Below are 24,255 nucleotides of genomic sequence, written 5' to 3'. Positions count from 1 at the left end.
GCGTGCTCGGTCAGTCGGCGTGCTCGGTCAGTCGGCGTGCTCAGGCGGCCAGACGACCGCGAAGCGCTCGAACACGATCTCGTCCGTCTCCGACCAGGTCTCCCCGCGAGCGGCAGTCGTGCGCTGCCAGTAGCGACGGTGCTCGCGCTTCCAGGAGTCCACCGAGCCGTCATCCTCGCCCTCATCTGCCGCGAATGCCGGCTCGACGCTGTCGAACGTGCCGATGCGCAGCTCGGTACTGCGCATGACGATCCGCGGCGTGCCGTGCCCGTCGCAGGCGATCCAGTGCGAGCCGATGCGAGGCAGCTGCTCGCCATCGGCGATGAAGTCGGCCACGAGTGACGAGGTCGCTCGCTTTCGCCCGCTGAGCACGATCTCGAGCAGCTCGTCAGCCAGGCGCTCCGAGTCGCCGAAGCGCTCCACCGTGTGCTCTGCCGCCGCACGAACCGCCTCGGGGTGCGCGGCCGCATACGCCTGCCACATGGCAGACGCAGCGGTCCTGTCGGGATCGGCTGCGGGCCGTGGGGTCAGCGGGCGGATGTCAGCAGAGGCGTCGTGCACACCCGCCATCGTGCCACGCCGGTAAGGTCTGACATCGCGCCCGCGTCCTGCCGCGACGCGGCGTGCGCCGACGCCGCAGACGACCGGAGTGCCCATGGACCTGACGCCCCTCAACGACATCCTCGACGCCATCAGCGGCGTCATCTGGGGGCCGTTCCTGCTGATACCGCTGCTCGTCGGCACCGGCCTGTACCTGACCATCAGGCTGGGTGGCCTGCAGTTCGTCAAGCTCGCCGCCGGCCTGCGGCTCGGGCTCGGCAAGGACAAGGACCAGGGCGCCGAGGGCGACATCTCGCAGTTCCAGGCGCTCACGACCGCGCTCGCCGCGACCGTCGGCACCGGCAACATCGTCGGCGTCGCGACCGCCCTCGCGATCGGCGGCCCTGGCGCGCTGTTCTGGATGTGGGTCACGGGGCTCGTCGGGATGGCCTCGAAGTACACCGAGTCCTACCTGGCGGTGCGCTTCCGCACGACCGACGAGGTGGGCGAGAAGTCGGGCGGCCCGCAGATCTACCTGCAGCGCGGCATCAAGGGTCCGCTCGGCAAGGTGCTCGCCCTGGCGTTCACGATCTTCACCGTCGTCGCGTGCTTCGGCATCGGCAACATGACGCAGGGCAACTCGATCGCCTCGAACGTCGAGCACAGCTGGGGCGTGCCGACCTGGCTGACCGGCGCGATCCTCACGGTGCTGACGCTCGTCGTGCTGGTGGGCGGCATCAAGTCGATCGGCAAGGTCACCGCCGGCTTCGTCCCGGTGATGATCGTCTTCTACGTGCTCGCAGGCCTCTACATCTTGGCGGCCAACGTGGGCCAGCTCCCGGCCGCCTTGGCGCAGATCTTCGGGCAGGCCTTCAGCGGCACGGCCGCGGTGGGCGGATTCGCCGGCTCGGTGCTGATCATCGCCGTGCAGATGGGCGTTGCTCGCGGGCTCTTCTCCAACGAGTCGGGGCTCGGCTCGGCAGCGATCGCCGCCGCCGCCGCGAAGACCACCCACCCCGTGCGGCAGGGGCTCGTATCGATGACGCAGACGTTCATCGACACGCTCATCGTCGTCAGCATCACGGGCCTCACCATCATCGTGACCGGCGTCTGGGACGACATCGACACCGCGACCGGTGAGCAGCTCAGCGCTGCGCTCATGACGGGGCAGGCATTCTCGAACGGACTGCCGGGCGAGTGGGGCCACTGGGTCGTCACCATCGGCCTCATCATGTTCGCGTTCTCGACGATCCTCGGGTGGTCCTACTACGGCGAGCGCAACGTCGAGCGCCTCTTCGGCCGCCGGCTGGTGATGCCGTTCCGCATCGTGTTCGCGCTCGTCGTCTTCGTGGGCTGCACGATCTCGCTCGACACCGTCTGGAAGTTCTCCGACATCGCGAACGGCCTCATGGCCCTCCCCAACCTGATCGGACTGCTCATCCTGTCCGGGCTCGTGGCGCGCGAGACGCGGCATTACCTGCGACACGATGCCAAGCTCGAGGCGACGAGGGACGAGATCGAGGCCTTCATGGCCGATCAGCCGGGCTGGGCAGACTGGAAGGCCGGCGATCGCATCGGCACCTCGCGCATGGACCTGTCGAAGCTGCGGGCCGACACGACACGAGGGGACTCCTCCCCCTCGACGTCGTTCTAGGACACCGTTATGGTGGTGGAGGCCCCTGGTCGTACCCGCATACGCCAGGCGCCATCGCCGCTGGCGGCTCCTCTCCCCGTCGAGTCGCCAGCGGCCCCTCGCCCGTCGCTCCTCGATCGACCGCCCGCCGAGCGGTGCGGGCGGAGCACCTACTGCTCGAGCGCCTCGACGATCGCTGCTTCGACGTCGGCGAAGTCCTGCAGCTCGAGCCGCTGCCCGTCGAGGAAGAAGGTCGGGGTCTGGGTGACACCCGCGGCGACGCCGGCTTCGAAGTCGAGCGCGATGCGGTCTGCCGTCGCCTCCGCAGTGACGGCCTCGTCGTAGGCCGTCAGATCGAGGTCGAGCTCCTCAGCGAAGGAGCGGAACAGCGCAGCCGCGTCGCCCGTGCCTGCCCACTCGGACTGCGTCTCGAGGATGCGCGCGTGCATCGCCTCGAACTCGCCCTGCTGCGCCGCGGCCTCTGCGGCCGCCGCAGCCGGCACCGCGTTCGGGTGGCTCGACAGCGGGAAGTAGCGGACGGCGAAAGTCACCTGACCCTCGTAGCGCTCGCGAAGATCCTCGATGACCGGGTGGAACTGCCCGCAGGTCGGGCACTCGTAGTCGAAGAACTCGACGAGCTCGGGCGCACCCTCACCCGCGTCGTTGAGCACGTGGGTGCTCTCCTCGATCAGCTCGACCTCGGTGGTCTGCGAGCCTGAGCTCTCCCACGGTCGCACCACCAGCAGCGCCACGGCGATGATGAGCACGAAGGCTCCGACGACGGCTGCGATGCTGACGGCTGCGTTCTTCGACATGCCTCCAGGCTATCGAGGCGCCGCGGCGCACCCCACCGGGCACGGGTAGCCTCGGCCTCGTGGAGCTCGAGTTCACCGCCGTCGCAATCGAGTGGCGCGGCCCTGCCCCCTTCGTCTTCCTGCCGGTGCCGCCCGACGAGTCCGAGATGATCCGGGAGGCCGCCGCAGAGCTCTCCTACGGCTGGGGCGTGATCCCGGTCGCCGCGTCGATCGGCGACACCGACTTCACGACCTCGCTCTTCCCGCGCGCCGGCGCCTACCTCCTGCCGATCAAGGTCGCGGTCCAGCGCGCCGAGGGCGTCGGCGTCGGCGACGAGCTGAGCGTGCGGATGCGCTTGGGATGACGGGACGGATGCGCCGCGGTCGCTGAGCGCGCACGTCAGAGGTGCCGAGTACGATCAGCGGCGCCTGCGGTGGCGAGCATCGCGGCGGAGGGAGCGTCATGGAGTTCGCGGCACGCATCGGCGCCATCGCGGCAGATGCATCGAAGACCACGGAGCGCCTCGTGCATCGGCTCGCGAAGCCCGCCGCCATCGCGCTCGCCCCCGTGCTGCTGCGGCAGGGCAAGCAGCTGCAGCGCGATCTCGTGTGGCTCCCCGAGCCCAAGGGCCAGCGCCACGGCACCGTGCTGCCCGCGAGTGGCGCGGGCGAGTCCGAGCGGCCGCCGCTGCGCCTGCTCGCCATCGGCGACTCGACGGCCACGGGCGTCGGCGCCGAGCGCCTGGAGGACGGCCTCGTGCTGCAGTCGGCGGCGCGACTCGCGCGGCACTTCTCCCGGCCCGTCCAGTGGCGCATCGTCGGCCTCGAGGGATCGACGGCGGCGCAGGTGCTGGAGCGCCACCTCCCGGAGGTCGACGGCGAGTGGGATGCGATCCTGCTGCTGGTGGGCGCGAACGACGCGCTGCAGCTCGTCGGCCGCGGGGCGTTCGGCACGACGATCCGGCGCCTCGTCGCCGGGCTGGGCGAGCACCTCTCCCCCGGCGGCGTCATCGGCATCACCGGCACCCCGCAGATCGACACGTTCGTGTGGCTGCCGCAGCCCATCCGCTCGCTCATCGGCGGGCATGCCCGCACGCTCGACGACGAGCAGCAGCAGATCGCTGCGGCCGACGCGCGCGTGCTCCACCTGCCGACGCCCGCGATCGTCGAGCCGCGGCAGCACGCTGCCGACGGCTTCCACCCCTCGGCGGCCGGCTACGACCTCTGGTCGAGCGTCGTCGCTCCGCGCGTGGCGGCGGCACTGGAGCGCTCAGCGCGGTGGCGCGAGCCCGCGCCTCGAGCGTCGGCACCGCAGGTCTCGGCGCAGGAAGAGGCTGGCCCTGTGCGCCACGGCATCGTGCCGCCCTACCTGCTCGAGCATCTCGCCGGGGCCCACCTCTCGACCGCGTCGATCGTGGCAGAGCGCACCCTCGGGCTCGACCGCGACATCCGCATCGAGCGCGAAGCCCACCCGCGCCCGCACCCGGGGCTGCTGCCGGATGCCCCGGCGCGCGTCCCTGGCGAGCGGCCGACACCGCACCGCGTCATCAGCGACGCCGCGGGCTCGACGACCCTGCCGGGCACGGCGGTGCGCTCCGAGGGCGACGAGGCGACGGGCGACGCGGCAGCCGACGAGGCCTACGAGGGGCTCGGCGCCTCGTGGGCGATGCTCATGGAGGCGTTCGGCCGCGACTCGCTCGATGGCGAGGGCATGGCGCTGCTGGCGACCGTGCACTACGGCAGGCAGTACGCGAACGCCTTCTGGGACGGCACGCGCATGGTGTTCGGCGATGGCGACGGCGAGATCTTCGCCGGGTTCACGCGAGCGATCGACGTCATCGGCCACGAGCTCGGGCACGGCGTCATCTCGTCGACCGCCGACCTCGTCTACCGCGACCAGCCGGGGGCGCTCAACGAGTCCATCGCCGACGTGCTCGGCTCGCTGGTCAAGCAGCACGCGCTCGGGCAGAGCGTCGACGAGGCCGACTGGTTGATCGGATCCGGCGTCTTCACCGACCGGGTGCAGGGCGTCGCGCTGCGCTCGATGGCAGCGCCCGGCACCGCCTACGACGATCCGGCGCTCGGCAAGGATCCGCAGCCGGCGCACATGCGCGACTTCGTCGTCACCCGTGACGACCTGGGCGGCGTGCACATCAACTCCGGCATCCCCAACAAGGCGTTCCACCTGGCCGCGACCGCGATCGGCGGCCGGGCCTGGGAGGCTCCCGGGCTCATCTGGATGGACGCGCTGACGAGCGGTCTCTCCTCCACCGCCGACTTCGCGACCTTCGCTGCGGCGACCATCGACGCCTCCGTGGCCCGCTTCGGTGACGACGCGGCCGAGACAGGGGCGGTGCGCACGGCATGGGCCGCGGTCGGCGTGACCGAGAGCGAGACGACGCCGGATGCGGTGGTCGACGACGAGGTGCGGCTCGCCCGCACGGGCGGGATGCTCGGTCGCACGCGCGCTGCCGTGCTCGAGCTTCAGGTGATCCCCGGCGGGGATCGCGATCAGCTCGACACGCTCGTCGCCTCCGGAGTGCTCGAGGAGCTCGAGGAGCAGACGCTGCCCGACGCCCCGCTGTGGCGGGTGACGGTGGAGACGAAGTGCGACGTGACGGTCGCCGAGCCCCTGCTGCCCGAGGAGGTGCTGGCGCTCTTCCGTCGGCTGCTCGAGCTGGGAGACGAGCCGGCCGCCTCCTGAAGCCCCGAGCCTCGCCACCTCACGCCCGCGAGCGGCCGAGGGTCTCGGTGCCGAGCACGACCAGCCACGGGGCCGCGGTGATCACCAGGATGCCGACGATGAACGCCGCACCGCCCGCCACCACAGCGACCCCGAGCGCCAGGACGGCGAGCGCAGCGACCAGCAGCACCGCGTCCAGCGGACGCACCCCGCCCGACAGCGCCGCAGCGATCGCGAAGTGGATGATCAGGAACACGGCGACCGGCACTGCGGTGACGGCGACGGCCCCGGTGTAGCCGACCGCGGACTCACCCTCGATCACGTAGGCGGCGACGTGCAGGCCCGCGCCCACTGCTGCGATCGCCCCGAACACGAGCATGTGGCCGTAGCCGAAGAGGAACGTCGAGCGCGGCCGACGGTGGAGCATCTCGCCGAAGGGCGCCGCGAAGTAGAGCCACCACATGCCGAAGGTCAGCACGGTGCCGGCGCCCACGATCACGATCGCGTCGACCGACCAGCCCTGTCGCTCGATGACGGGCTGCACGGCGGCGATCGTGCCGAGCACGCCCTCGCCGAGCGTGATGATCGCCAGCAGCCCGTAGCGCTCGGCGATGTGGTGCGGATGCCACGGCGTGGGCGTCCCGCGCTCGGCGACGAGCGGGCCGCCCAGCTCGACCGCGTAGAGCGCACCGGCGTGGAGTGCTGTCGGGAGCAGCTCCAGGTGGGCGATGGCGAGGGCGACCCAACCGAGCTGAGCGAGGAGGATGCAGCCGGCGTAGGTGAGCGCGGTGCGCCGCAGCTGCGGGTTCTGGAGCGCGAGGCGCACCCACTGCACGAGCATCGCGACGCGCATCACGACGTACCCGGCGACCATCACCCTGTTGTCGAGGTAGTGGCCCTCCTCCAGGGAGTGGAAGACATCCGAGAGCCCGAGCGCGAGCACCACGACGCCCGTCATCTGCAGCATCGTGGTGAGGCGGTACCACCAGTCGTCCGTGTCGAACGCCGACGCGAACCAGGTGAAGTTGATCCACGCCCAGGTGATCGCGAAGACGGCGAAGGCGAAGCCGCTCAGCGCAGCACCGACGTGCCCGGCCGCGAACGCGTGCGCAGCGAGGCCGCCCGCGATGCCGAACGCGGCGACGAAGGCGAGGTCGAACAGCAGCTCGAGCGGAGTGGCAGCGCGGCCGGGCTCGTGCGGGTCCCTTCCGAGCATCGGCACCAGGCGGCGGGTGGACGCGAGGACGGACATGGCGGTCCCTTCTGCAGCGGTGCCCGGCTGCGGTGCACGGGCGTGCAGGAGTGTACTCGCGCCGACGGCTCCTGCTAGCCGCGGGACGCGCGCATCGCCGCCTCGCGGATCTCGACGATGTAGGGCGCGACGACCTGCTGGCTCACGCGGCAGTCCGCGACGAACACACCGTCGGACCCGGCCGCGAGCCAAGACCGCAGCTGCTCGAGGTCGTCGAGCGTCTCGATCACCGCGGCGTCGGCACCCAGCCCGCGGCCCAGCGCAGCGAAGTCGACCTGGTCGATGAGCATCGGCGCCTCCGCGACGCCGCGCACCGCGTACTGGTGCACCTCGGCGCCGTAGGCGGCGTCGTTCACGATCACGACCACGGCACGCCTCGCGGTGCGGATGACGCTGTCGAGGTCGGCGAGCCCCATGAGTGCACCGCCGTCGCCGCTGACGAGCACGAGCGTCGACTCCGGGCGCGCGGCCGCAGCGCCGACGGCGCTCGGGAAGCCGAGGCCGATCGTCTGGAACGCGGTGCCGACCATGAGCAGTCGAGAGGGGTCGGGGACGGACAGGTGCGTCGGCGCCCAGCCGATGAAGTGGCCGCCGTCCTGCACGATCACGCGGTCGGCAGGCAGGATGCGCTCCAGCGCGTGGAAGAGGCTGCGCGGGTCGAGCCGGCCGTCGGGAGCGGCGACGTCGCCGGGCTCGCGCTCGAGGTGGATGCCGGAGACGTCGCCGAAGCCGGCCGCGTCCCAGCGGGCGTCGGCACCCGCTCCGTCGCCGTCCTCCGCGTCGAGCAGCGCCAGCAGCGCCTCGGTCACGAGCCGCGCGTCCCCGCGCACCAGCTCGTCGACCCGCGGGCTCGTCGGAGCCTCGACCACATCGACCTGCAGCACGCGAGCCCCGGGCGCGAAGGCATCGCCGAAGCGCAGCTGGAACTGGTTGAGCCCCGCACCGACCACCAGCACGACATCCGCCAGCTCGATCGCCACCGCGGCGCGCTCCGAGGCGAAGCCGCCGCAGATGCCGAGGTGTCGCGTTCCAGGCTCGAAGATGCCGCTGCCGAGCGCGCTCGAGGCCGTGCGCGCCCCGAGCCGTGCCGCGAGCGTGCGCAGCGCATCCGCCGCCCCCGCGACGTGCGCGCCGCGGCCGGCCAGCACGAGCGGCCGCTCCGCGGCGGCGAGCACCTCGGCGACCTGCGCGAGCTGCTCGCCGTCGAGCGAGACGAACGCGGCGTCGGCGGACGGCAGCGCGTCGGCGCGCTCGCCGTCGCCCTCGAGCGCCGCGTGGCCGATGTCGTAGGGGATGGCGAGCACCACCGGCCGCCGCTCCACGAGCGCCATCTCGGCAGCGCGTCGCGCAGCAGCGCGGGCGTCACCGCGGCCGACCACGATGGTGGCGGCGCCGACCGCGGTCGCGACGGCGGCCTGGTCGACGTCCCAGGGGCGCGGGCCGCCGGTGGGCTGATCGCCGACGACGAGCACGAGCGGGATCCGCGCCTGTGCGGCCTCGGCGAGCGACGTGAGCGCGTTCGTGTAGCCCGGCCCGTAGGTCGTGGTGGCGACGGCGAGCCGGCCGCTCGCGCGGTAGAAGGCGTCGGCGGCGGCGACGGTCGCGGTCTCGTGGCGCACGGTGATCAGCTGCATGGCGCCGCGTCGCACCACCGCGTCGAGGAACCAGGCGTTGCCGTTGCCCATCAGGCCGAACACGTGCGTCGCGTGCTGCTCGAGCTCGGCGGCGATCGCGGCAGAGATCGTGACGGATGCGTCGGGCAGCGTCGAGGCGGCAGGGGTTGCGGCAGGGGTTGCGTCAGGCATGGGTGCGCTCCAGAGGGGCAGGAGGCCCGGCGGCGCGCTCGGCGACACGGCACGGAACCTCGTCGATGGGGTCCATGTGTATCGCGCGCGACTGCGCGTGGTCCCATTTGTCGAGACCGGCGCGTGAGCGCCTGACCTCGTGAGGATACCGAACGATCGGTCAGGCGCGGAAGGTGTCGCGCGCCGCCGTCGGCAGACCGAGCTGGGCATCGTGCGGATGCGCGCGCAGGTGCTCGCGCATGAGCGGGATGGCGAAGTCGACCGACCCGCGCGCCGGCGCGACGATGATGCCCGCGTCCAGCAGCCGCGCGCGCTGCCGCCCCGCGGTGCCGGGCGAGGCACCCATCCGCTCGCCGACCTCGGCCGTCGAGGCAGGTCCGTCGTCCTCCGCCATGGCGAGCAGGTAGTCCCGATCGCGGCTCGAGAGCCCGCGCAGCGCCGGCACGATCACGCTCTCCCCCATCGCCGCGTGGGCGACCTCGACGGCGTGCTGCACCGCATCCGTCGTGATCTCCTCCGTCGAGGGCGTGTACTCCCAGGCGCGCGCGCCGATCGACTGCACGAGGTAGGGGTAGCCCTGGCTCGCGCGCGCCGCGCGCTCGAGCGCCTGCTCACCGATCGCGCGACCGCGCGTGCGCACCGGCTCGGCCAGCGCGGCGCGCGTCTCGCTCAGCGTGAGGGTGTCGAGCCGCACCTGCTGCGCACGACGGAAGAAGGTGAGCCCGTCGGCGTCGAGGGCTGCCGCGATCGAGGCGGGCACCCCTGCCGCGACGATGGCGATACGACGATCCTCGCGCATCAGGTGCTGCACGGCGATCGCGATGCGGCGCAGCTGGTCGAGCGACTCCTTCGCGACCTCGTCGAGCGAGACGAGCACGCCGGCGCCGCGCTCCTCGCCGAGCTCCACGAGCCGGGCGAGCATGCTCTCGAGCCGTGGCTCGCGCTCGTAGCGCTCCTTCACCTCGGTGCGCAGCCCGCCGACCTGCGGCACGGTGAGCCCCGTCACCTCACGGGTGCGCGCCTGGGGATCCTGCTCCTGCAGCATGGCGGGCAGCCGGTCGTGCTCGAGGCCGTCGATGAGGCCCGCGTGCAGCGTGCCGTGCACGACCGTCCAGTCGCGGGCGAGCGCGGCATCCTCGACCGCGTTGAGCAGCACGGTCTTGCCGACGCCGCGCATGCCCGTCACGAGCGCGGCGCGATAGGGCGACCACGCGCCGAGGCCGAAGACCTCACGCCACTCGTCGAGCAGCGCGTCGCGGCCGGCGAGCATGGGAGGCGAGATGCCGAAGCCGGGCCGGAACGGGTTGTCGTGCACGCGCCCACTCTGCCACTGCCGTGGGCAAGCACCGCCCAAGCAGCGGTGAGCCGTGGAACGATGGGGGCATGCCCTCGACCCCGATGCCTCGCGCGCTGCGGCTCGGGTTCGCGATCGCGGGCGCCGGGCTCCTGCTGAACCTGCTGGCCGCAGTGCTGATCGGGCTCGAGATCGGCGACGCCCAGCTCCTCGACACCGCGCGCGTCGTGCTGATGTGGGCGATGCTGCCGCCCATCGCCATCGCCCTCGTGCGGCTCGGTGCCCTGCGCCACGCGGCGGGCGTCTGGCACGTGCTCGCCGTGCTGCTGTGCTGGCTCGGCGACGGCCTCGGCGCGTCGACGGGCGTCACCATCGTCCTGCTCGCGGCCTTCCTGCTCGGGCACATCGCCTACCTCGCGGCACTCTGGCCGACGCGCAGGCGCTCGCTCGCCTTCGGCCCCGCGGCGATCGGCTATGCGGTCATCGCCGTGATCGCGGGCGGCATCACCGCCGCGAACGCCGGTGCCCTCGCCGTGCCCGTGCTGCTCTACGCCCTCGTGCTGGCGGCCATGGCGGCCTTCGCCGCCATCGACACGCCAGGCCTGCTCGGCGGCCTGCTCTTCCTCGTCAGCGATCTCGTGCTGGGCCTCGGGCTGTTCGTCCTCGACATCCCCGACCCGTTGCGCACCTTCGCCGTGCTCATCCCCTATCTCGGCGCGCAGATGCTGCTGGCGGTCAGCCTGCAGCAGCGGCTCGGGCTACATGCCGCAGTGCCGTCGCGTCGAGCATCGACCGCTGCGCGCGTGCCATCAGGGTATTACCGCACCGACTAGCAATCATCAGGGACACAGGCTGGACTTCTGGCCTGCTGCCTGGTGAGATCGAAGCCATGCAGACCCTCGGCATCCTCGGCGGCATGAGCTGGCACTCCACGATCGAGTACTACCGCGCCATCAACGAGCGCGTCGCGGCGGAGCGCGGCGGCCATGCCTCAGCGCGCATCCTGCTCTCGAGCCTGGACTTCGCCGAGATCCGCGACTGCCAGCTGCGCGAGGACTGGGCCGCGGCCGGCGAGCTGCTCGCCCATGAGGCGGCCACGCTCGAGCGCGCCGGCGCATCCTCGATCGCCATCGCGACGAACCTCATGCACAAGGTCGCCCCCGAGGTCGAGTCGCGCATCCGCGTGCCGCTCGTGCACATCGGCGATGCCGTCGCGGATGCCGCGGGCCGGGTCGGCGCGCGCACGCTCGGCATCGTGGGCACCCAGTGGGTGATGTCCGAGGCGTTCTACGCCGAGCGGCTGCGGGCGCACGGCATCGTCGCCATCGTGCCGCCGGCGCCCGCGCAGGTCGAGCTCGATCGCATCATCTTCGACGAGCTCACCCGGGGCGTGGTGACGGATGCGTCGCGGGCGGTCTACCGGGAGGCCTTCGCCGCGCTCGTGGCCGAGGGCGCAGAGGCGATCGTGCTCGCGTGCACCGAGATCATGCTGCTGGTGACCGAGGCCGACGCCGAGGTGCCGCTGCTCGACTCCTGCCAGGCGCACGCCGGTGCCCTCTCGCGGATCGCGCTCGGCGACATCGCGGCCGACGCTCTCGCGCCTCGGGAGACCGCAGCGGGGCGCTGAGGCAGCCTCGCCTCCGCCGGCGACGACGCCAGGTCAGCGAGCGGTCTGCTCCCAGCGCGTGCGCATCGCCTCGATGACGGTGCTGACGGCGGGCACCCGCTCGGCGCCGTGCCGGTACCGGAGCGAGACCGTGCGCCCCGAGCGGTCGGCGAGCGGCGCGACCACCACGTCGTCGCGAGTGAGGACCCGCAGCGCCATCGACGGCAGCAGCGTGACCGAGCCGGTCGCGGCGACGAACGACTGCGCGGCGACGAAGTCGTCGGTCTCGAACTGGATCGTGGGCGCGAAGCCCGCGTCGGCCGCGAGCGACTCGAGGTGCGAGCGGCAGCGCGTGCAGCCGCCCACCCAGTCGGCGCCGGCGAGGGCCGCGATGTCGACCGCCCCTCCCCGCGCGAGCTCGTGGTCGGCGGGCAGCACGACGGATGTCGCGTCGAAGCCCAGCTCGATGCGCGCGAGCTGCACGTCGTCGTGCAGCTCGTCGTACTCGAAGACCACCGCGACGTCGGCATCGCCGGCGAGCACCGCCTCGATCGCCTCGGGCGGCTCGAGCTCGATCACGCGCGCCGTCAAGCGCGGCACCGCGAGCCGGGCAGCGGCGATCGACCGGGGCACGAAGTCGGCCAGCGCCGACGGGAAGGCCGCGATCGTGACGCTGCCGGCGCCCTCGGCGAGCGAGAGGAGCTCGGCCTCGGCGGAGGCGAGCAGGCCTGCGACGCCGTCGGCGTGGCGCAGCAGCCGCTCGCCCGCCTCGGTGAGGGTGACGCCGGTCGAGGAGCGCAGCAGCAGGGCCTGCCCCACCTCGTCCTCGAGCAGCCGGATGTGCTGGCTCACCGCAGGCTGCGTCCAGCCGAGCGCACGCGCTCCGCCCGAGACGGAGCCTTCGCGCGCGACGGTGCGGAAGATCAGGATGCGTCGCGGGTCGAGCTGCATGGTTCAAGCATGCCGCACTCCGGCTCGGCCGCGGCGCTGACCTGCCGCCCTGCGCGCACGGGCCGGTACGGTGGGCGCATGAGCGACGAGCAGAGCGCGATCGAGATCGTGCACAACCCCGAGGCATCCCGCTACGAAGCGCGCATCGACGGCGCGCTCGCCGGCTTCGCGGACTACGTCGACGGCGACGGCATCCGCTCCTTCACCCACACCGAGGTCGACCCCGGCTTCGGCGGCCGCGGCGTCGGCTCGCAGCTCGTCGACGACGCGCTGCGGTCCACGATCGCCGAGGGCAGGCGCATCCGCCCGATCTGCTCGTTCGTGGTCGCGCGCGCGGAGGCCGACGAGTTCGCCGCGCACGTCGCAGAGCGCTAGCGCGAGCTAGCCCGGCGCGTCGCCGAAGTCGCCCGCAGCGAGCGCCTCGATGGCGGCGATCGCGGCCGTCGCCTCTCGACCCGTCGCCTCGAAGCGCGCGATGGAGCCCGCGTCGAGGCCGAGCGCCAGCACGCGCAGCATGCTCGTCGCGTCGACGCCGTTGACCGTGACGCTCGCGTCGAAGCCGCTCGCCGTGCGCACGAGCTCGGCAGCGGGGCGCGCGTGCAGGCCGTGCTGGTTCTGCAGCACGATCTCGGTCGAGGCGCGCTCCTGCGCCGCCGATGCCGAGGCGTCTTCTGCGCCGCGAGCGAGCGCATCCGGTGCCGCCGCGACCGTCCCCTGGTCCTCCGCCGCGGCGACGACGGCCGCGAGGTCGGCGCCGGACTCCGCCGCGACCGCGGCAGCGACGGCGCCTTCGACGATCGGTGCATCGGCGATGCGGATGCGCTCAGGATCGTCGGCGAAGTCGAGCGCGGTCTCCGTCGTCAGCACGGCGGAGCCGAGGTCGCACAGCACCACCACCCCGTCGCCCGATTCGGCCTCGAGGAGCCCGGCCTGCACCGCGTCGAAGCTCGTGCCGATGCCGCCGTCGTCGGTGCCGCCCGCGGCGACGAGCGCGACCGACGGCGCCATCTGCGCGGCGAGCTCGACGACGCCCTCCGCGATCTTCACGGAGTGCGAGACGATCAGCAGGCCGACCGTCACTGCGTGTCCGCAGCGGCGCGCAGCATGAGCGCCGTCGACTCCGCCCCGGGGTCGCGGTGGCCGATCGCGCGCTCGCCGAGGTAGGAGGCGCGGCCCTTGTGGGCGACGAGCGGCTCGGTCGCGACTGCTCCCTCGGCCGCGGCCGTCGCCGCCGCCTCGAGCGCTGCGCGCACGTCGTCACCGGCCGCGGAGGCCGCGTCGACGGCCGGTGTCCAGGCATCCACCATCGTCTTGTCCTGCAGCTCGGCCTTCCCGCGCGCGACGATCCCGTCGCGGGCGGCGCCGAGCACCTCCACCAGGCCGGCAGCGTCGAGGCTCTGGCGATCGCCCGCCGCCATCGCGCCCTTGAGGAAGGCGGTGCCGTAGAGGGGGCCGGCCGCCCCGCCGACGGTGGAGATGAGCGTCGTGGCGACGAGCTTCAGCACCGCGCCGGGGGTGGCCCCGGCGTCGAGGGTGTCGAGCTTGCCGAGCACGGCCTGGAAGCCGCGGTCGAGGTTCTCGCCGTGGTCGGCGTCGCCGATGGCGCGGTCGAGCGAGGTCAGCTCAGCCTTGCGCTCGGCGACGCGGGCGGCGATCGTCTCGATCCAGCGCCGCGTCCATGCGCCGTCGAGACCGCTCTCGCCCGCCACCTCAGCGGCCCCAGCGGAGCGCCGCGGTCTGCACCGGGGCGTCGTACAGGTCGAGCAGGTCGTCGTCGAGCTTCAGCAGCGTGATCGAGACGCCCTGCATCTCGAGGCTCGTGACGTAGGAGCCCACGAGCGAGCGCGCGAGGGTGATGCCGCGCTCGGCGAGCACCTCGGCCGCCCGGCGGAAGACGATGTAGAGCTCGGACTGCGGCGTGCCGCCCATGCCGTTCACGAGCAGCATCACCCGGTCGTCGGTCACGAGCGGCATGTCCTCGAGGATCGGCTCGAGCAGGCGGTCGACCAGGCGGTCGGCGGGCTCCAGCTGGATGCGCTCGCGGCCGGGCTCGCCGTGGATGCCGATGCCGATCTCGACCTCGTCGTCGGCGAGGTCGAAGCTCGGCTCGCCCGCGTGCGGCACGGTGCAGGGCGCGAGCGCGAGGCCCATCGTGCGCACCTGGCTGTTGACGCGCCGGGCGATCTCGGCGACCTGATCGAGGGTGTCGCCGCGCTCGGCGGCCGCACCCGCGATCTTCTCGACGAGCAGGGTGCCCGCGACGCCGCGTCGGCCTGCCGTGTAGAGGGAGTCCTTCACCGCGACGTCGTCGTCTACGATGACCGACTGCACCTCGATGCCCTCCGCGAGGGCCAGATCGGCGGCGGTCTCGAAGTTCAGCACGTCGCCCGTGTAGTTCTTGACGATGTGCAGCACGCCGGCGCCGGCGTCGACCTGCCTCGTCGCCTCGACGATGGGGTCGGGCGTCGGCGAGGTGAACATGGCGCCGGGCACCGCCGCGTCGAGCATGCCGAAGCCCACGAAGCCGGCGTGCAGCGGCTCGTGGCCGGAGCCACCGCCCGAGACGAGGCCGACCTTGCCGGCGACGGGCGCATCCGCCCGCACCACGACGAACGGCGGATCGACGACGACGCGCACCAGATCGGGATGCGCGGCGGCGAATCCCGCGACGCCTTCGTCGACGGTCTTCTTCGGATCGTTGATGAGCTTCTTCACGGTTGGCCTCTTCCTCGCGGTGATCCGGCGCCGGTGCTCCTGCGCCATCGGTGCATCACTGGTGGTACGACACGCTCACGCTACGCCCAGGCGGCTCGGAATTCGACGCGATCGAGAAAAGCGCGCCCGGTTGGCGCCATCGGCTACCCGGCGTGGTTAGGGTGTGCGTACCACCCGAGCGGGCGGTCCGGGCAGAGCGGCCCGGGAACGAGAAAGCAGGAACCTGTGGATGTGAATCTCGGGCTGGTATTCCTCTCTGAGCTGGTCGGCACGGCAATGCTCGTCCTCCTCGGCTGCGGCGTCGTCGCGAACGTCGTGCTGAAGGGCAACAAGGGCTACGGCGGCGGCTTCCTCATGATCAACTTCGGCTGGGGCCTCGCCGTCTTCGCCGGTGTCGTCGTGTCGGCCTACTCCGGCGCCCACCTCAACCCTGCCGTGACCTTCGGTCTCCTGTCCCGCGACCTGGCCACGGGTGTCGACTACAACTGGGCCGCGCTGCCCGTCTACCTCGGCGCGCAGATGATCGGCGCCTTCCTCGGCGCCGTGCTCTGCTGGCTGGCCTACAAGCAGCACTTCGACATCGAGGAGGACCCGGCGAACAAGCTCGGCACCTTCTCGACGGGCCCCGGCATCCGCAACAGCGGCTGGAACCTCGTCACCGAGATCATCGGCACCTTCGTGCTCGTCTTCGTGGTCATCGGCTTCGGTGCGCAGGGCGCCGACGCCGAGCTGGGCTCCCCCGCCGGCCTCGCCGCCCTTGGAGCGCTGCCCGTCGCGCTGCTCGTCGTCGCGATCGGCGCATCGCTCGGTGGCCCGACCGGCTACGCGATCAACCCGGCCCGCGACCTCGGCCCGCGCATCGCGCACGCGATCCTGCCCATCAAGGGCAAGGGCTCGAGCGACTGGAGCTATGCGTGGGTGCCGGTCGCCGGTCCGATCATCGGCGGCATCATCGCCGGACTCGCAGCACCGGTCCTGATCGCCACGCTCGCAGCGGCCTGATCGGAGAGGAGGAGGGGGTGCGCCCCCTCCTCCTCCCTTTCGACCCCACCAGCAGACAGCACCATCCACCATCCAATGAAGGAGTCACGGTGAACGACTACGTCATCGCCATCGACCAGGGCACGACCTCGACTCGCGCCATCCTCTTCGACCACGCCGGCACCATCGTCTCAACCGGCCAGCTCGAGCACGAGCAGATCTTCCCCCACGCCGGCTGGGTCGAGCACGACCCGGCTGAGATCTGGAACAACACGCGCGAGGTCATCGGCCAGGCGCTCTCGAAGGCCAACGTCACGCGCCACAACGTCAAGGCCATCGGCATCACCAACCAGCGCGAGACGGCGGTGGTCTGGAACAAGAACACCGGCGAGCCCGTCTACAACGCGATCGTCTGGCAGGACACCCGCACGCAGAAGATCGTCGACCGACTGGCCGACGGTGACACCGACCGCTACAAGGCGAAGGTCGGCCTGCCCCTGGCGACCTACTTCTCCGGCACGAAGATCGTCTGGATCCTCGAGAACGTCGACGGCGCACGAGAGGCTGCCGAGGCCGGCGACCTGCTCTTCGGCACCACCGACACGTGGGTGCTCTGGAACCTGACGGGCGGCGTCAACGGCGGCGTGCACGCGACCGACGTGACGAACGCCTCGCGCACGCTCTTCATGGACCTCGAGACCACCACCTGGAACGACGACATCCTCGCCGACTTCGGCGTGCCCAGGTCGATGCTCCCCGAGATCAAGGCTTCGTCGGGCGAGTTCGGCGTCGCCGCCTCGGAGTCGCTGCTGCGCGAGACGCCCATCACGGGCATCCTCGGCGACCAGCAGGCCGCCACCTTCGGACAGGCTGCCTTCGACACCGGCGAGGCGAAGAACACCTACGGCACGGGCAACTTCCTCATCTTCAACACGGGCACCGAGATCGTGCACTCGAAGAACGGGCTGCTCACCACCGTCGGCTACAAGATCGGCGACGAGCCCACCCACTACGCGCTCGAGGGATCGATCGCCGTGACCGGATCGCTGATCCAGTGGCTCCGCGACAACCTGGGCATCATCAAGGACGCGCCGGAGGTCGAGACGCTCGCGAAGCAGGTCGAGGACAACGGCGGCGCCTACTTCGTGCCCGCCTTCTCCGGCCTGTTCGCGCCGTACTGGCGGCCGGATGCGCGCGGTGCGCTCGTGGGCATGACGCGGTACGTCAACAAGGGGCACATCGCGCGCGCTGCCCTCGAGGCCACGGCGTTCCAGACCGCCGAGGTGGTCGACGCGGTCAACGCCGACTCGGGCGTGGACCTCACGGAGCTCAAGGTCGACGGCGGCATGATCGCCAACGACACGCTGATGCAGTTCCAGGCCGACCTGCTGCGCGTGCCCGTCATCCGCCCGGTCGTCGCGGAGACGACCGCCCTCGGCGCCGCCTACGCCGCCGGCCTCGCGGTCGGCTTCTGGGGTTCGCTCGACGAGCTGCGCCAGCAGTGGCAGGAGGATCGCCGCTGGGAGCCGCAGATGGATCAGGAGTCGCGGGACCGCACGTACCGCAACTGGAAGAAGGCCGTGCAGAAGACGCTCGACTGGGTCGACGACGACGTCGAGTGAGCTGCACCGGTCGCGCGAGTGACCGGGTGAGCGTCGGAGGGGGTGGCCGCGGCCGCCCCCTCCGTCGTGCGCGAGCTCAGGTGGCGCGAGCGGCCGGATCGCTCAGCCAGATGATGGCGGCGAAGATCACGACGATCAGCAGCGCGACGCGCGCGGTCGAGACCGCCAGCACGATCGCCGCCCACCAGTCGTCCTCGTCCGAGAGCCTGCCGCGCGCGACGGGCTGCTTGGCAGAGATCGCCACCGCGATGGCGATCACGTCGAGGCCGACGAGCATCGAGATGAAGCCGTAGCGCAGGCGCTGCTGCTCCCCCGTGCGCGAGGCGCGTCCGGATGCGTGGGGCTCGGCCACGTTGGCCACCGGCAGCAGGGCGCGCATCCAGCCGTCCAGCCACCAGCCCAGCACGATGAGCCCGAGGATCAGCAGGAGCAGCGCGGCCCGCGTGACGGCCTCGTCGGCCCCCGTCGCCGCCTCCTCCCATGGGTTGGCGGCGATGCGCTCGCGCAGCGCGGGCACCGCACGGGCGTAGAGCGCCGCAGCAGCTGCCGCGTAGCCCAGCAGCACGACGAGGATGGTGAGCGGATGCCGCATGCGGACGAGCATCCAGGCGACGACGAGCGCGGCACCCGCGGTGAACTCGACGGCGTCGAGGGCGCCGTAGGTCGTCGCGCCGAACAGGGTGGTCGACTGCATCAGCACGAGCACGGCGGTCGCGGCGGCGAAGAGCACCAGGCAGTAGACGGCCGCGACGCGGTAGCCGCGGGACGCCGGAGCGACGAACGCGGCGAGCAGCAGGAGCAGCACCCCGATGCTGCTGAGCGTGAGCGAGGGCGACAGCGCCGGCGGGTGGTGGAGCAGCAGCGGCAGCGCGTAGCAGGCCAGCAGGCCCCCGACGGCGAGCGCGACGAGCAGCAGGGAGCGGGAGGCGCGATCGGCCCAGCGCAGCGGCCACGTGTGCCACACCTCGTCGCCGGACCAGGTGGTCTGGCGCTGCGCGCGCGGGATCTGCGCGTCGGTCACGCCATCAGCTCGCGGCTCGTCGCCAGGCGGCGAGCGTGCGCGCGGCCGCCCCGGAGTCGATCGCGGCCGCCGCGACGACGAGCTCGTCGGCGATCCGCTCCTTCATCGGGCGGTCCTTCTGCCGCGGGTCGCCGTCCAACCGCCAGGCCACGAGCGCCGCGGCCGCGTTGAGCAGCACGATGTCTCGCACCGGCCCGGGCTCGCCCTCGAGCGTGCGGCGGAGGACCTCGGCGTTGTGCTCGGGCGAGCCGCCTCGCAGGTCGTCGAGCGAGGCGCGCGCGATGCCCAGCTCGCGCGGGTCGATGTCGTGCTCCACGACGTCGCCGCGCGACACCTCCCACAGCTCGGAGTGCCCGGTGGTGGTCAGCTCGTCGAGCCCGTCCTCGCCGCGCACGACGAGGGCCGTCGCGCCGCGCGTGGCGAAGACGCCGACGAACTGCTCGATCACGTGCTTGTCCGCGACACCGACGAGCGAGACCTCCGGCCTGGCCGGGTTCACGAGCGGGCCGAGGTAGTTGAAGACCGTCGGCACGCCCAGCTGCTGCCGCACCGGCCCCGCGTGCCGGAAGCCGGGGTGGAACCGCGTCGCCCAGGCGAACGAGATGCCGGCCTCCTCGAGGATCCGGCGCACTCGCGCCGGGTCGTCGTCGGCCGGCACGAGTCCCAGCGCGTCCAGCACGTCCGAGGCGCCGGATGACGACGAGACGGCCCGGTTGCCGTGCTTGAGCACCGGCACGCCCGAGGCCGCGACGACGATGCTTGCGGTGGTCGAGATGTTGACGGTGTGCTGGCGGTCTCCGCCCGTGCCGACGATGTCGACCACGCGCGTGTCGCCCGGCAGCGGCACCGCCGCCTCCAGGATCGCGTCGCGGAACCCGACCAGCTCCTCGGCCACGACGCCCTTGGCGCGCAGGGCGATGAGGAAGCCGGCGATCTGCGCCTCGGTCGCGCTGCCTGCCACGACCTCGGCCATGGCCCACTCCGCCTGACGGATCGCGAGGTCCTCGCCCTCCAGCAGCGTCTCGAGCACGACTGGCCAGGTCAAGAGGCGATCCATGGCCCAAGCCTATCTTTTCGCGGCACGCTGTCCGTCGGGTCGAGACCGATCCGTACTGTCACTAGGATGGGTGACGTGTCCACTACTGCGCTCTCCACGTCGCCATCATCGGCGCCGATGATCAGGCGGCCGAACACCGTTGCGGTCGGCACCATCGTCTGGCTCGGCAGCGAAGTCATGTTCTTCGCAGGCCTGTTCGCGATCTACTTCACGCTCCGCTCGATGTCTGGCGACCTGTTCGCGACCGAGGCCGAGAAGCTCAACGTGATCTTCGCGACGATCAACACCACGATCCTCCTGGCCTCGAGCTTCACGTGCCAGGCGGGCGCCAACGCGGCGGAGCACCACCAGGCGCGGAGGACGGGCACGGCGCTCCAGTTCTCCCGGTGGGGCATGATCGAGTGGTTCTACCTGACCTACGCGATGGGCGCGGTCTTCGTCATCCTGCAGGTCTTCGAGTACCTCGAGCTCATCCACCACGGCGTGACCATCGGTGCGAACTCCTACGGCTCTGCCTTCTACATCACCACCGGCTTCCACGGCCTGCACGTGACGGGTGGGCTCTTCGCCTTCCTGTTCGTCATCGGGCGTGCGTATGCGGTGAAGCGCTTCGGTCGCAAGGAAGCGACCAGCGCGCACGTCATCTCGTACTACTGGCACTTCGTCGACGTGGTCTGGATCGGCCTGTACCTCGTCATCTACTGGCTCAAGTAACGGTTGGGTGAATTGACCTTGGCAACACGCAAGAAGACCGGCCGCAGGCACCCGCTGGCGAGCGCTGCGCTGCTGATCATCGGGCTCGTCGCAGCAGGCGGCGCGTCCGCAGCGGTGAGCACCGTGGCGAACGCAGAGCCCTCCGGCGCAGCGGCGCACTCGCAGGCGCTCACGATGCAGGACGGCGCGGAGCTGTTCCGCGCGAACTGCGCCTCGTGCCACGGCCTGAACGCCGAGGGCACCGAGAACGGTGTCAGCCTCATCGGCGTGGGCGCGGCATCCGTCGACTTCCAGGTGATGACGGGCCGCATGCCCATGGCGTTCCAGGGGCCGCAGGCGCTGCAGCGCGACCCCCAGTTCACGCAGGAGCAGTCGGACGCGATGGGCGACTGGATCGCCTCGCTCGCCCCCGGTCCCGAGCGTCCCTCCGACGAGCTGCTCGACACCGCGCAGGTCGACGACGAGGGCGTCGCCAACGGCGGCGTGCTCTTCCGCATCAACTGCGCCATGTGCCACAACGTCGCCGGCGCCGGCGGTGCCCTCACCGAAGGCAAGTTCGCGCCGAACCTGCACGACATCGACGCCGCGCACATCTACGAGGCGATGCTGACGGGCCCGCAGAACATGCCCGTCTTCAACGACAACAACATCTCGCCCGAGGAGAAGCGCGAGATCATCGCGTACCTGCACTACCTGGATGAGAACCCGTCTCCCGGCGGCTTCGACCTCGGCGCCCTCGGCCCGGTGTCGGAGGGCCTGTTCATCTGGATCTTCGGTCTCGGCGGCGTCGTCGCGATCACGGTCTGGCTGACGTCGAGGCCGAACTGATCCATGGCGCAGGACACAGAGAGGAACAGCATGTCGGCTGATGACCAGTCGGCTCCGGGCCGCCCCGGCGCTGAGGACCACGACGTGGTCGTCTTCGACCGCGGCGCAGCCATCGAGCAGTCGGACGCGTTCGAGAACCCCGGCCTGCCGCCGCACCGCCCCCGCCAGACGGATCTGCACCCGCACAAGGAGCGTCGCGCGGAGCGCCAGGTCGTGGGCTGGTTCCTGCTCTCGATGCTCGGCTCCGTGCTCGCGATCGTCGCGTACATCGCCGTGCCGATCGAGGAGGGCGACATGGCGAGCGTCCGGGCGAACAACCTGTTCCTCGGCCTCGCGATCGCGCTCGCGCTGCTCGGCGTCGGCTTCGGCGCGATGCACTGGGCCCGCCAGCTCATGAGCAGCCACGAGGTCGTCGAGGAGCGCCACCCCACGCGCGGTTCGGTCGCCAGCCGCACGCGCGCCGTCGAGATCTTCAAGCTCGGCGACGAGGAGTCCGGCTTCACCCGTCGGTCGCTGATCCGCAACACGCTCATCGGTGCCGTCGCGCTCATGCCGCTGCCCGCCGTCGTGCTCTTCCGCGACCTCGCCCCGGCCCAGGACGCGCCGCAGGCGATCGCGCACACCATGTGGCGCGAGGGCATGCGCCTGGCGCTCGACCCGACCGGCACGCCGATCAAGGCGTCGGACGTCACGGTCGGCTCCGCCTTCCACGTCATCCCCGAGCCGCTCAAGGAGATCGGGCACAACGAGGGCTACCTGGACCAGAAGGCCCTGGCCGCGGTGCTGCTCGTGCGCGTGCCGGTCGACCGCCTGGAGATCCAGCCGGGCCGCGAGGACTGGTCGTACGACGGCATCGTCGCGTACTCCAAGATCTGCACGCACGTCGGCTGCCCGGTCGCCCTCTACGAGCAGCAGACGCACCACCTGCTGTGCCCGTGCCACCAGTCCACGTTCGACGTCACCCAGCACGCCAAGGTGATCTTCGGGCCGGCGAAGCGCCCACTGCCGCAGCTGCCCATCACGGTCGACGACGAGGGCTTCCTCGTCGCTCGCCGCGACTTCACCGAGCCCATCGGCGCATCGTTCTTCGAGCGCCTCCACCACGTCGACGAAGAGGGCCACGTGCCCCTGTCGGCAGCTGAGACGGAGACCCGCGCATGACCGCCACCGCACCGCGTCCCTCTCTGACCGCGAAGGCGTCCAACTACCTCGACGAGCGCACCAGCATCTCGTCGATGGTCTCGGCGCTCGGTCGCAAGGTCTTCCCCGACCACTGGTCGTTCATGCTCGGCGAGATCATCCTGTACTCGTTCGTCGCGATCCTGCTCACCGGCACCTTCCTGACGTTCTTCTTCGAGCCCTCGATGACCGCCGTGCACTACGAGGGCTCGTACGTGCCGCTCAAGGGCGTCGAGATGTCGGCGGCCTACGCGTCGACGCTCAACCTCTCCTTCGACGTCCGCGGCGGCCTGCTGATGCGCCAGGTGCACCACTGGTCGGCGCTGCTGTTCATCGCCGCCATCGGCCTGCACATGCTGCGCGTGTTCTTCACGGGCGCCTTCCGCAAGCCGCGCGAGATCAACTGGGTCGTCGGCTTCATCCTCTTCATCCTGGCGCTCGCCGAGGGCTTCACCGGCTACTCGCTGCCCGATGACCTGCTGTCGGGCAACGGCCTCGCGATCATCAACGGCATGGTGAAGGGCATCCCGGTCGTCGGCACCTGGATCTCGTACCTGCTCTTCGGCGGCATCTTCCCCGGCCACGAGATCGTGCCGAGGCTCTTCGTGCTGCACATCATGCTGCTGCCGGCGCTCGTGATCGCCTTCATCGGCATCCACATGGTGCTGCTGATCGTCAACAAGCACACCGACTTCGCCGGCCCCGGCAAGACGAACGACGTCGTCGTCGGCGCGCCGATCATGCCGCTCTTCGCCGCCAAGGCGGGCGCGTTCTTCTTCATCGTCTTCGGCGTGCTGGTGGTGATCGGCTCGACCTTCACGATCCTGCCGGTCTGGGAGTACGGGCCGTACGACCCGTCCCCCGTCTCTGCAGGCACCCAGCCGGACTGGTACATCGGGTTCGCGGACGGCGCGCTGCGCCTGGCACCGGGCCTGGAGTCCGAGATCCTGGGGCTGACGCTCTCCTGGAACATCCTGCTGCCGATCGCGGTGCTGGGCCTGTTCATCGTGCTGGTGATGTTCTACCCCTTCATCGAGGCGTGGATCACGGGCGACAAGCGCGAGCACCACATCGCCGAGCGCCCGCGCAACAACCCGACGCGCACGGCCATCGGTGCCGCCGGTGTCTGGTTCTACGCGATCCTCTGGGCCGCCGCCTCCTCCGACCTGATCGCGACGCACTTCTCGCTCAACGTCTTCCAGGTGACCTGGGCGCTGCAGGCGATGCTCATCGTCGGCACGGTGATCGTCTACTGGCTCACGAAGCGCATCGCGATCGGCCTGCAGAAGAAGGATCGCGAGATCCTCCTCCACGGCTACGAGTCGGGCAACATCCGCCGACTCCCCGGTGGTGCCTACGTCGAGGTGCACGAGCAGCTCGACGAGTACCAGTCGTGGAAGCTCAAGGCCTACGAGAGCTACGAGCCGGTCATGGTGCGGCCGAACGCCAAGGGCCGGATCACGGCAGCCACGCACGCTCGTGCGGCGTTCTCGCGCTGGTTCTTCGAGGACCGCATCGCCCCGATCACCCGCACCGAGATCGAGGCCGTGAAGCACGACCACCACTGACGCCGCTCGGCG

General features: G+C 71.4%; 23 protein-coding genes. 12 read left to right on the top strand and 11 right to left on the bottom strand.

Annotation, left to right across the window (positions count from 1 at the left end; all coding sequences use genetic code 11):
• Positions 1-27: 27 nt before the first annotated feature.
• Positions 28-483, bottom strand: a complete 456-nt coding sequence (locus BQ6202_RS05420) for an ASCH domain-containing protein (protein WP_083587110.1) — start codon at positions 481-483, stop codon at positions 28-30.
• A gap of 172 nt (positions 484-655) precedes the next feature.
• On the opposite strand from BQ6202_RS05420, the gene BQ6202_RS05415 reads away from it, so the two are divergent.
• A complete protein-coding gene (locus BQ6202_RS05415; protein WP_072313455.1) occupies positions 656-2,194 on the top strand; it encodes an alanine/glycine:cation symporter family protein in 1,539 nt (512 codons plus the stop codon).
• Between the two features lie 149 nt (positions 2,195-2,343).
• Here BQ6202_RS05415 and BQ6202_RS05410 read toward each other — a convergent pair whose 3' ends face one another.
• Positions 2,344-2,988 (bottom strand): DsbA family protein, encoded by a 645-nt coding sequence (locus BQ6202_RS05410; RefSeq protein ID WP_072313454.1) that lies wholly within the window; start codon positions 2,986-2,988, stop codon positions 2,344-2,346.
• Positions 2,989-3,047: 59 nt separating this feature from the next.
• Between BQ6202_RS05410 and BQ6202_RS05405 the strand changes: the two genes are divergently transcribed.
• Both BQ6202_RS05405 and BQ6202_RS15225 read left to right on the top strand, forming a co-directional pair.
• On the top strand, positions 3,048-3,332 hold the full coding sequence (locus BQ6202_RS05405) for a DUF1905 domain-containing protein (RefSeq protein WP_072313453.1): 285 nt from the start codon (positions 3,048-3,050) through the stop codon (positions 3,330-3,332).
• Between the two features lie 98 nt (positions 3,333-3,430).
• Positions 3,431-5,671 (top strand): protealysin inhibitor emfourin, encoded by a 2,241-nt coding sequence (locus BQ6202_RS15225; RefSeq protein WP_083587031.1) that lies wholly within the window; start codon positions 3,431-3,433, stop codon positions 5,669-5,671.
• Positions 5,672-5,690: 19 nt separating this feature from the next.
• Here BQ6202_RS15225 and BQ6202_RS05390 read toward each other — a convergent pair whose 3' ends face one another.
• The 3 genes from BQ6202_RS05390 to BQ6202_RS05380 all read right to left on the bottom strand — a co-directional run bounded on the left by BQ6202_RS05390 (position 5,691) and on the right by BQ6202_RS05380 (position 10,022).
• Entirely contained in the window at positions 5,691-6,902 is a 1,212-nt protein-coding gene (locus BQ6202_RS05390; protein ID WP_072313452.1) for a low temperature requirement protein A, read from the bottom strand.
• A gap of 74 nt (positions 6,903-6,976) precedes the next feature.
• The gene (locus BQ6202_RS05385; RefSeq protein WP_072313933.1) at positions 6,977-8,707 is read right to left on the bottom strand and encodes a thiamine pyrophosphate-binding protein; all 1,731 of its coding nucleotides are present in this window, start codon (positions 8,705-8,707) and stop codon (positions 6,977-6,979) included.
• Positions 8,708-8,867: 160 nt separating this feature from the next.
• Entirely contained in the window at positions 8,868-10,022 is a 1,155-nt protein-coding gene (locus tag BQ6202_RS05380) for an AAA family ATPase (protein ID WP_072313451.1), read from the bottom strand.
• A gap of 68 nt (positions 10,023-10,090) precedes the next feature.
• Here BQ6202_RS05380 and BQ6202_RS05375 point away from each other — a divergent pair, with 68 nt between their 5' ends.
• Together BQ6202_RS05375 and BQ6202_RS05370 are read left to right on the top strand one after the other, a co-directional pair.
• Positions 10,091-10,834: a lysoplasmalogenase family protein gene (locus tag BQ6202_RS05375; RefSeq protein ID WP_072313450.1), complete on the top strand. Its 744-nt coding sequence runs from the start codon at positions 10,091-10,093 to the stop codon at positions 10,832-10,834.
• A gap of 56 nt (positions 10,835-10,890) precedes the next feature.
• Positions 10,891-11,628 (top strand): aspartate/glutamate racemase family protein, encoded by a 738-nt coding sequence (locus BQ6202_RS05370; RefSeq protein ID WP_072313449.1) that lies wholly within the window; start codon positions 10,891-10,893, stop codon positions 11,626-11,628.
• A gap of 33 nt (positions 11,629-11,661) precedes the next feature.
• Here BQ6202_RS05370 and BQ6202_RS05365 read toward each other — a convergent pair whose 3' ends face one another.
• Positions 11,662-12,558 carry a LysR substrate-binding domain-containing protein gene (locus tag BQ6202_RS05365; RefSeq protein WP_072313448.1) on the bottom strand — a complete coding sequence of 299 codons (897 nt, stop codon included), beginning with the start codon at positions 12,556-12,558 and terminating at the stop codon, positions 11,662-11,664.
• 78 nt (positions 12,559-12,636) lie between these two features.
• Here BQ6202_RS05365 and BQ6202_RS05360 point away from each other — a divergent pair, with 78 nt between their 5' ends.
• Positions 12,637-12,933, top strand: coding sequence for a GNAT family N-acetyltransferase (locus BQ6202_RS05360; protein WP_072313932.1), 297 nt, complete (start codon positions 12,637-12,639; stop codon positions 12,931-12,933).
• Positions 12,934-12,939: 6 nt separating this feature from the next.
• On the opposite strand, the gene dhaM is transcribed toward BQ6202_RS05360, so the two are convergent.
• The 3 genes from dhaM to dhaK are packed head-to-tail and all read right to left on the bottom strand — an operon-like array spanning position 12,940 to position 15,273.
• Positions 12,940-13,638, bottom strand: a complete 699-nt coding sequence (gene dhaM, locus BQ6202_RS05355) for a dihydroxyacetone kinase phosphoryl donor subunit DhaM (protein WP_072313447.1) — start codon at positions 13,636-13,638, stop codon at positions 12,940-12,942.
• On the bottom strand, positions 13,635-14,267 hold the full coding sequence (gene dhaL / locus BQ6202_RS05350; protein WP_072313446.1) for a dihydroxyacetone kinase subunit DhaL: 633 nt from the start codon (positions 14,265-14,267) through the stop codon (positions 13,635-13,637). Before dhaL ends, dhaM begins: the two co-directional genes overlap by 4 nt.
• A 1-nt stretch (position 14,268) precedes the next feature.
• Positions 14,269-15,273 (bottom strand): dihydroxyacetone kinase subunit DhaK, encoded by a 1,005-nt coding sequence (dhaK, locus tag BQ6202_RS05345; protein WP_072313445.1) that lies wholly within the window; start codon positions 15,271-15,273, stop codon positions 14,269-14,271.
• A gap of 231 nt (positions 15,274-15,504) precedes the next feature.
• Here dhaK and BQ6202_RS05340 point away from each other — a divergent pair, with 231 nt between their 5' ends.
• Together BQ6202_RS05340 and glpK are read left to right on the top strand one after the other, a co-directional pair.
• On the top strand, positions 15,505-16,275 hold the full coding sequence (locus BQ6202_RS05340; RefSeq protein WP_072313931.1) for an MIP/aquaporin family protein: 771 nt from the start codon (positions 15,505-15,507) through the stop codon (positions 16,273-16,275).
• Between the two features lie 89 nt (positions 16,276-16,364).
• Positions 16,365-17,876 (top strand): glycerol kinase GlpK, encoded by a 1,512-nt coding sequence (gene glpK, locus BQ6202_RS05335; protein WP_072313444.1) that lies wholly within the window; start codon positions 16,365-16,367, stop codon positions 17,874-17,876.
• Positions 17,877-17,952: 76 nt separating this feature from the next.
• Here the strand turns inward: glpK and BQ6202_RS05330 are convergent, their stop codons facing one another.
• Together BQ6202_RS05330 and trpD are read right to left on the bottom strand one after the other, a co-directional pair.
• Positions 17,953-18,897 carry a hypothetical protein gene (locus BQ6202_RS05330; RefSeq protein WP_072313443.1) on the bottom strand — a complete coding sequence of 315 codons (945 nt, stop codon included), beginning with the start codon at positions 18,895-18,897 and terminating at the stop codon, positions 17,953-17,955.
• A 4-nt stretch (positions 18,898-18,901) separates the two neighbouring features.
• On the bottom strand, positions 18,902-19,954 hold the full coding sequence (gene trpD, locus BQ6202_RS05325) for an anthranilate phosphoribosyltransferase (protein ID WP_072313442.1): 1,053 nt from the start codon (positions 19,952-19,954) through the stop codon (positions 18,902-18,904).
• A gap of 66 nt (positions 19,955-20,020) precedes the next feature.
• Between trpD and ctaE the strand changes: the two genes are divergently transcribed.
• From ctaE to qcrB, 4 genes are read left to right on the top strand one after another with little or no spacing between them, the layout of a single operon-like run.
• Positions 20,021-20,668: an aa3-type cytochrome oxidase subunit III gene (gene ctaE / locus BQ6202_RS05320; RefSeq protein WP_072313441.1), complete on the top strand. Its 648-nt coding sequence runs from the start codon at positions 20,021-20,023 to the stop codon at positions 20,666-20,668.
• A gap of 18 nt (positions 20,669-20,686) precedes the next feature.
• On the top strand, positions 20,687-21,496 hold the full coding sequence (gene qcrC, locus BQ6202_RS05315) for a cytochrome bc1 complex diheme cytochrome c subunit (protein WP_234946126.1): 810 nt from the start codon (positions 20,687-20,689) through the stop codon (positions 21,494-21,496).
• Between the two features lie 30 nt (positions 21,497-21,526).
• On the top strand, positions 21,527-22,657 hold the full coding sequence (gene qcrA, locus BQ6202_RS05310; RefSeq protein WP_072313439.1) for a cytochrome bc1 complex Rieske iron-sulfur subunit: 1,131 nt from the start codon (positions 21,527-21,529) through the stop codon (positions 22,655-22,657).
• Positions 22,654-24,243 carry a cytochrome bc1 complex cytochrome b subunit gene (gene qcrB, locus BQ6202_RS05305; RefSeq protein WP_072313438.1) on the top strand — a complete coding sequence of 530 codons (1,590 nt, stop codon included), beginning with the start codon at positions 22,654-22,656 and terminating at the stop codon, positions 24,241-24,243. The genes qcrA and qcrB overlap by 4 nt, the downstream gene beginning before the upstream one ends.
• The last annotated feature ends 12 nt before the right edge of the window (positions 24,244-24,255 follow it).

Source organism: Agrococcus sp. Marseille-P2731 (assembly GCF_900117395.1).
Classification (GTDB): Bacteria; Actinomycetota; Actinomycetes; order Actinomycetales; family Microbacteriaceae; genus Agrococcus.
The sequence above is the reverse complement of the archived record's forward strand: the minus strand, read 5'-3'. Positions and strand labels throughout refer to the sequence as shown.

What these genes read in the sequence shown, in the direction of transcription:
- BQ6202_RS05420 (WP_083587110.1), bottom strand. Translation starts at nt 483, where the DNA reads ATGTGGCAGGCGTATGCGGCCGCGCACCCCGAGGCGGTTCGTGCGGCG.
- BQ6202_RS05415 (WP_072313455.1), top strand. Translation starts at nt 656, where the DNA reads ATGGACCTGACGCCCCTCAACGACATCCTCGACGCCATCAGCGGCGTC.
- BQ6202_RS05410 (WP_072313454.1), bottom strand. Translation starts at nt 2,988, where the DNA reads ATGTCGAAGAACGCAGCCGTCAGCATCGCAGCCGTCGTCGGAGCCTTC.
- BQ6202_RS15225 (WP_083587031.1), top strand. Translation starts at nt 3,431, where the DNA reads ATGGAGTTCGCGGCACGCATCGGCGCCATCGCGGCAGATGCATCGAAG.
- BQ6202_RS05390 (WP_072313452.1), bottom strand. Translation starts at nt 6,902, where the DNA reads ATGTCCGTCCTCGCGTCCACCCGCCGCCTGGTGCCGATGCTCGGAAGG.
- BQ6202_RS05385 (WP_072313933.1), bottom strand. Translation starts at nt 8,707, where the DNA reads ATGCCTGACGCAACCCCTGCCGCAACCCCTGCCGCCTCGACGCTGCCC.
- BQ6202_RS05375 (WP_072313450.1), top strand. Translation starts at nt 10,091, where the DNA reads ATGCCCTCGACCCCGATGCCTCGCGCGCTGCGGCTCGGGTTCGCGATC.
- BQ6202_RS05370 (WP_072313449.1), top strand. Translation starts at nt 10,891, where the DNA reads ATGCAGACCCTCGGCATCCTCGGCGGCATGAGCTGGCACTCCACGATC.
- BQ6202_RS05365 (WP_072313448.1), bottom strand. Translation starts at nt 12,558, where the DNA reads ATGCAGCTCGACCCGCGACGCATCCTGATCTTCCGCACCGTCGCGCGC.
- BQ6202_RS05360 (WP_072313932.1), top strand. Translation starts at nt 12,637, where the DNA reads ATGAGCGACGAGCAGAGCGCGATCGAGATCGTGCACAACCCCGAGGCA.
- trpD (WP_072313442.1), bottom strand. Translation starts at nt 19,954, where the DNA reads ATGGATCGCCTCTTGACCTGGCCAGTCGTGCTCGAGACGCTGCTGGAG.
- ctaE (WP_072313441.1), top strand. Translation starts at nt 20,021, where the DNA reads ATGGGTGACGTGTCCACTACTGCGCTCTCCACGTCGCCATCATCGGCG.
- qcrA (WP_072313439.1), top strand. Translation starts at nt 21,527, where the DNA reads ATGTCGGCTGATGACCAGTCGGCTCCGGGCCGCCCCGGCGCTGAGGAC.
- qcrB (WP_072313438.1), top strand. Translation starts at nt 22,654, where the DNA reads ATGACCGCCACCGCACCGCGTCCCTCTCTGACCGCGAAGGCGTCCAAC.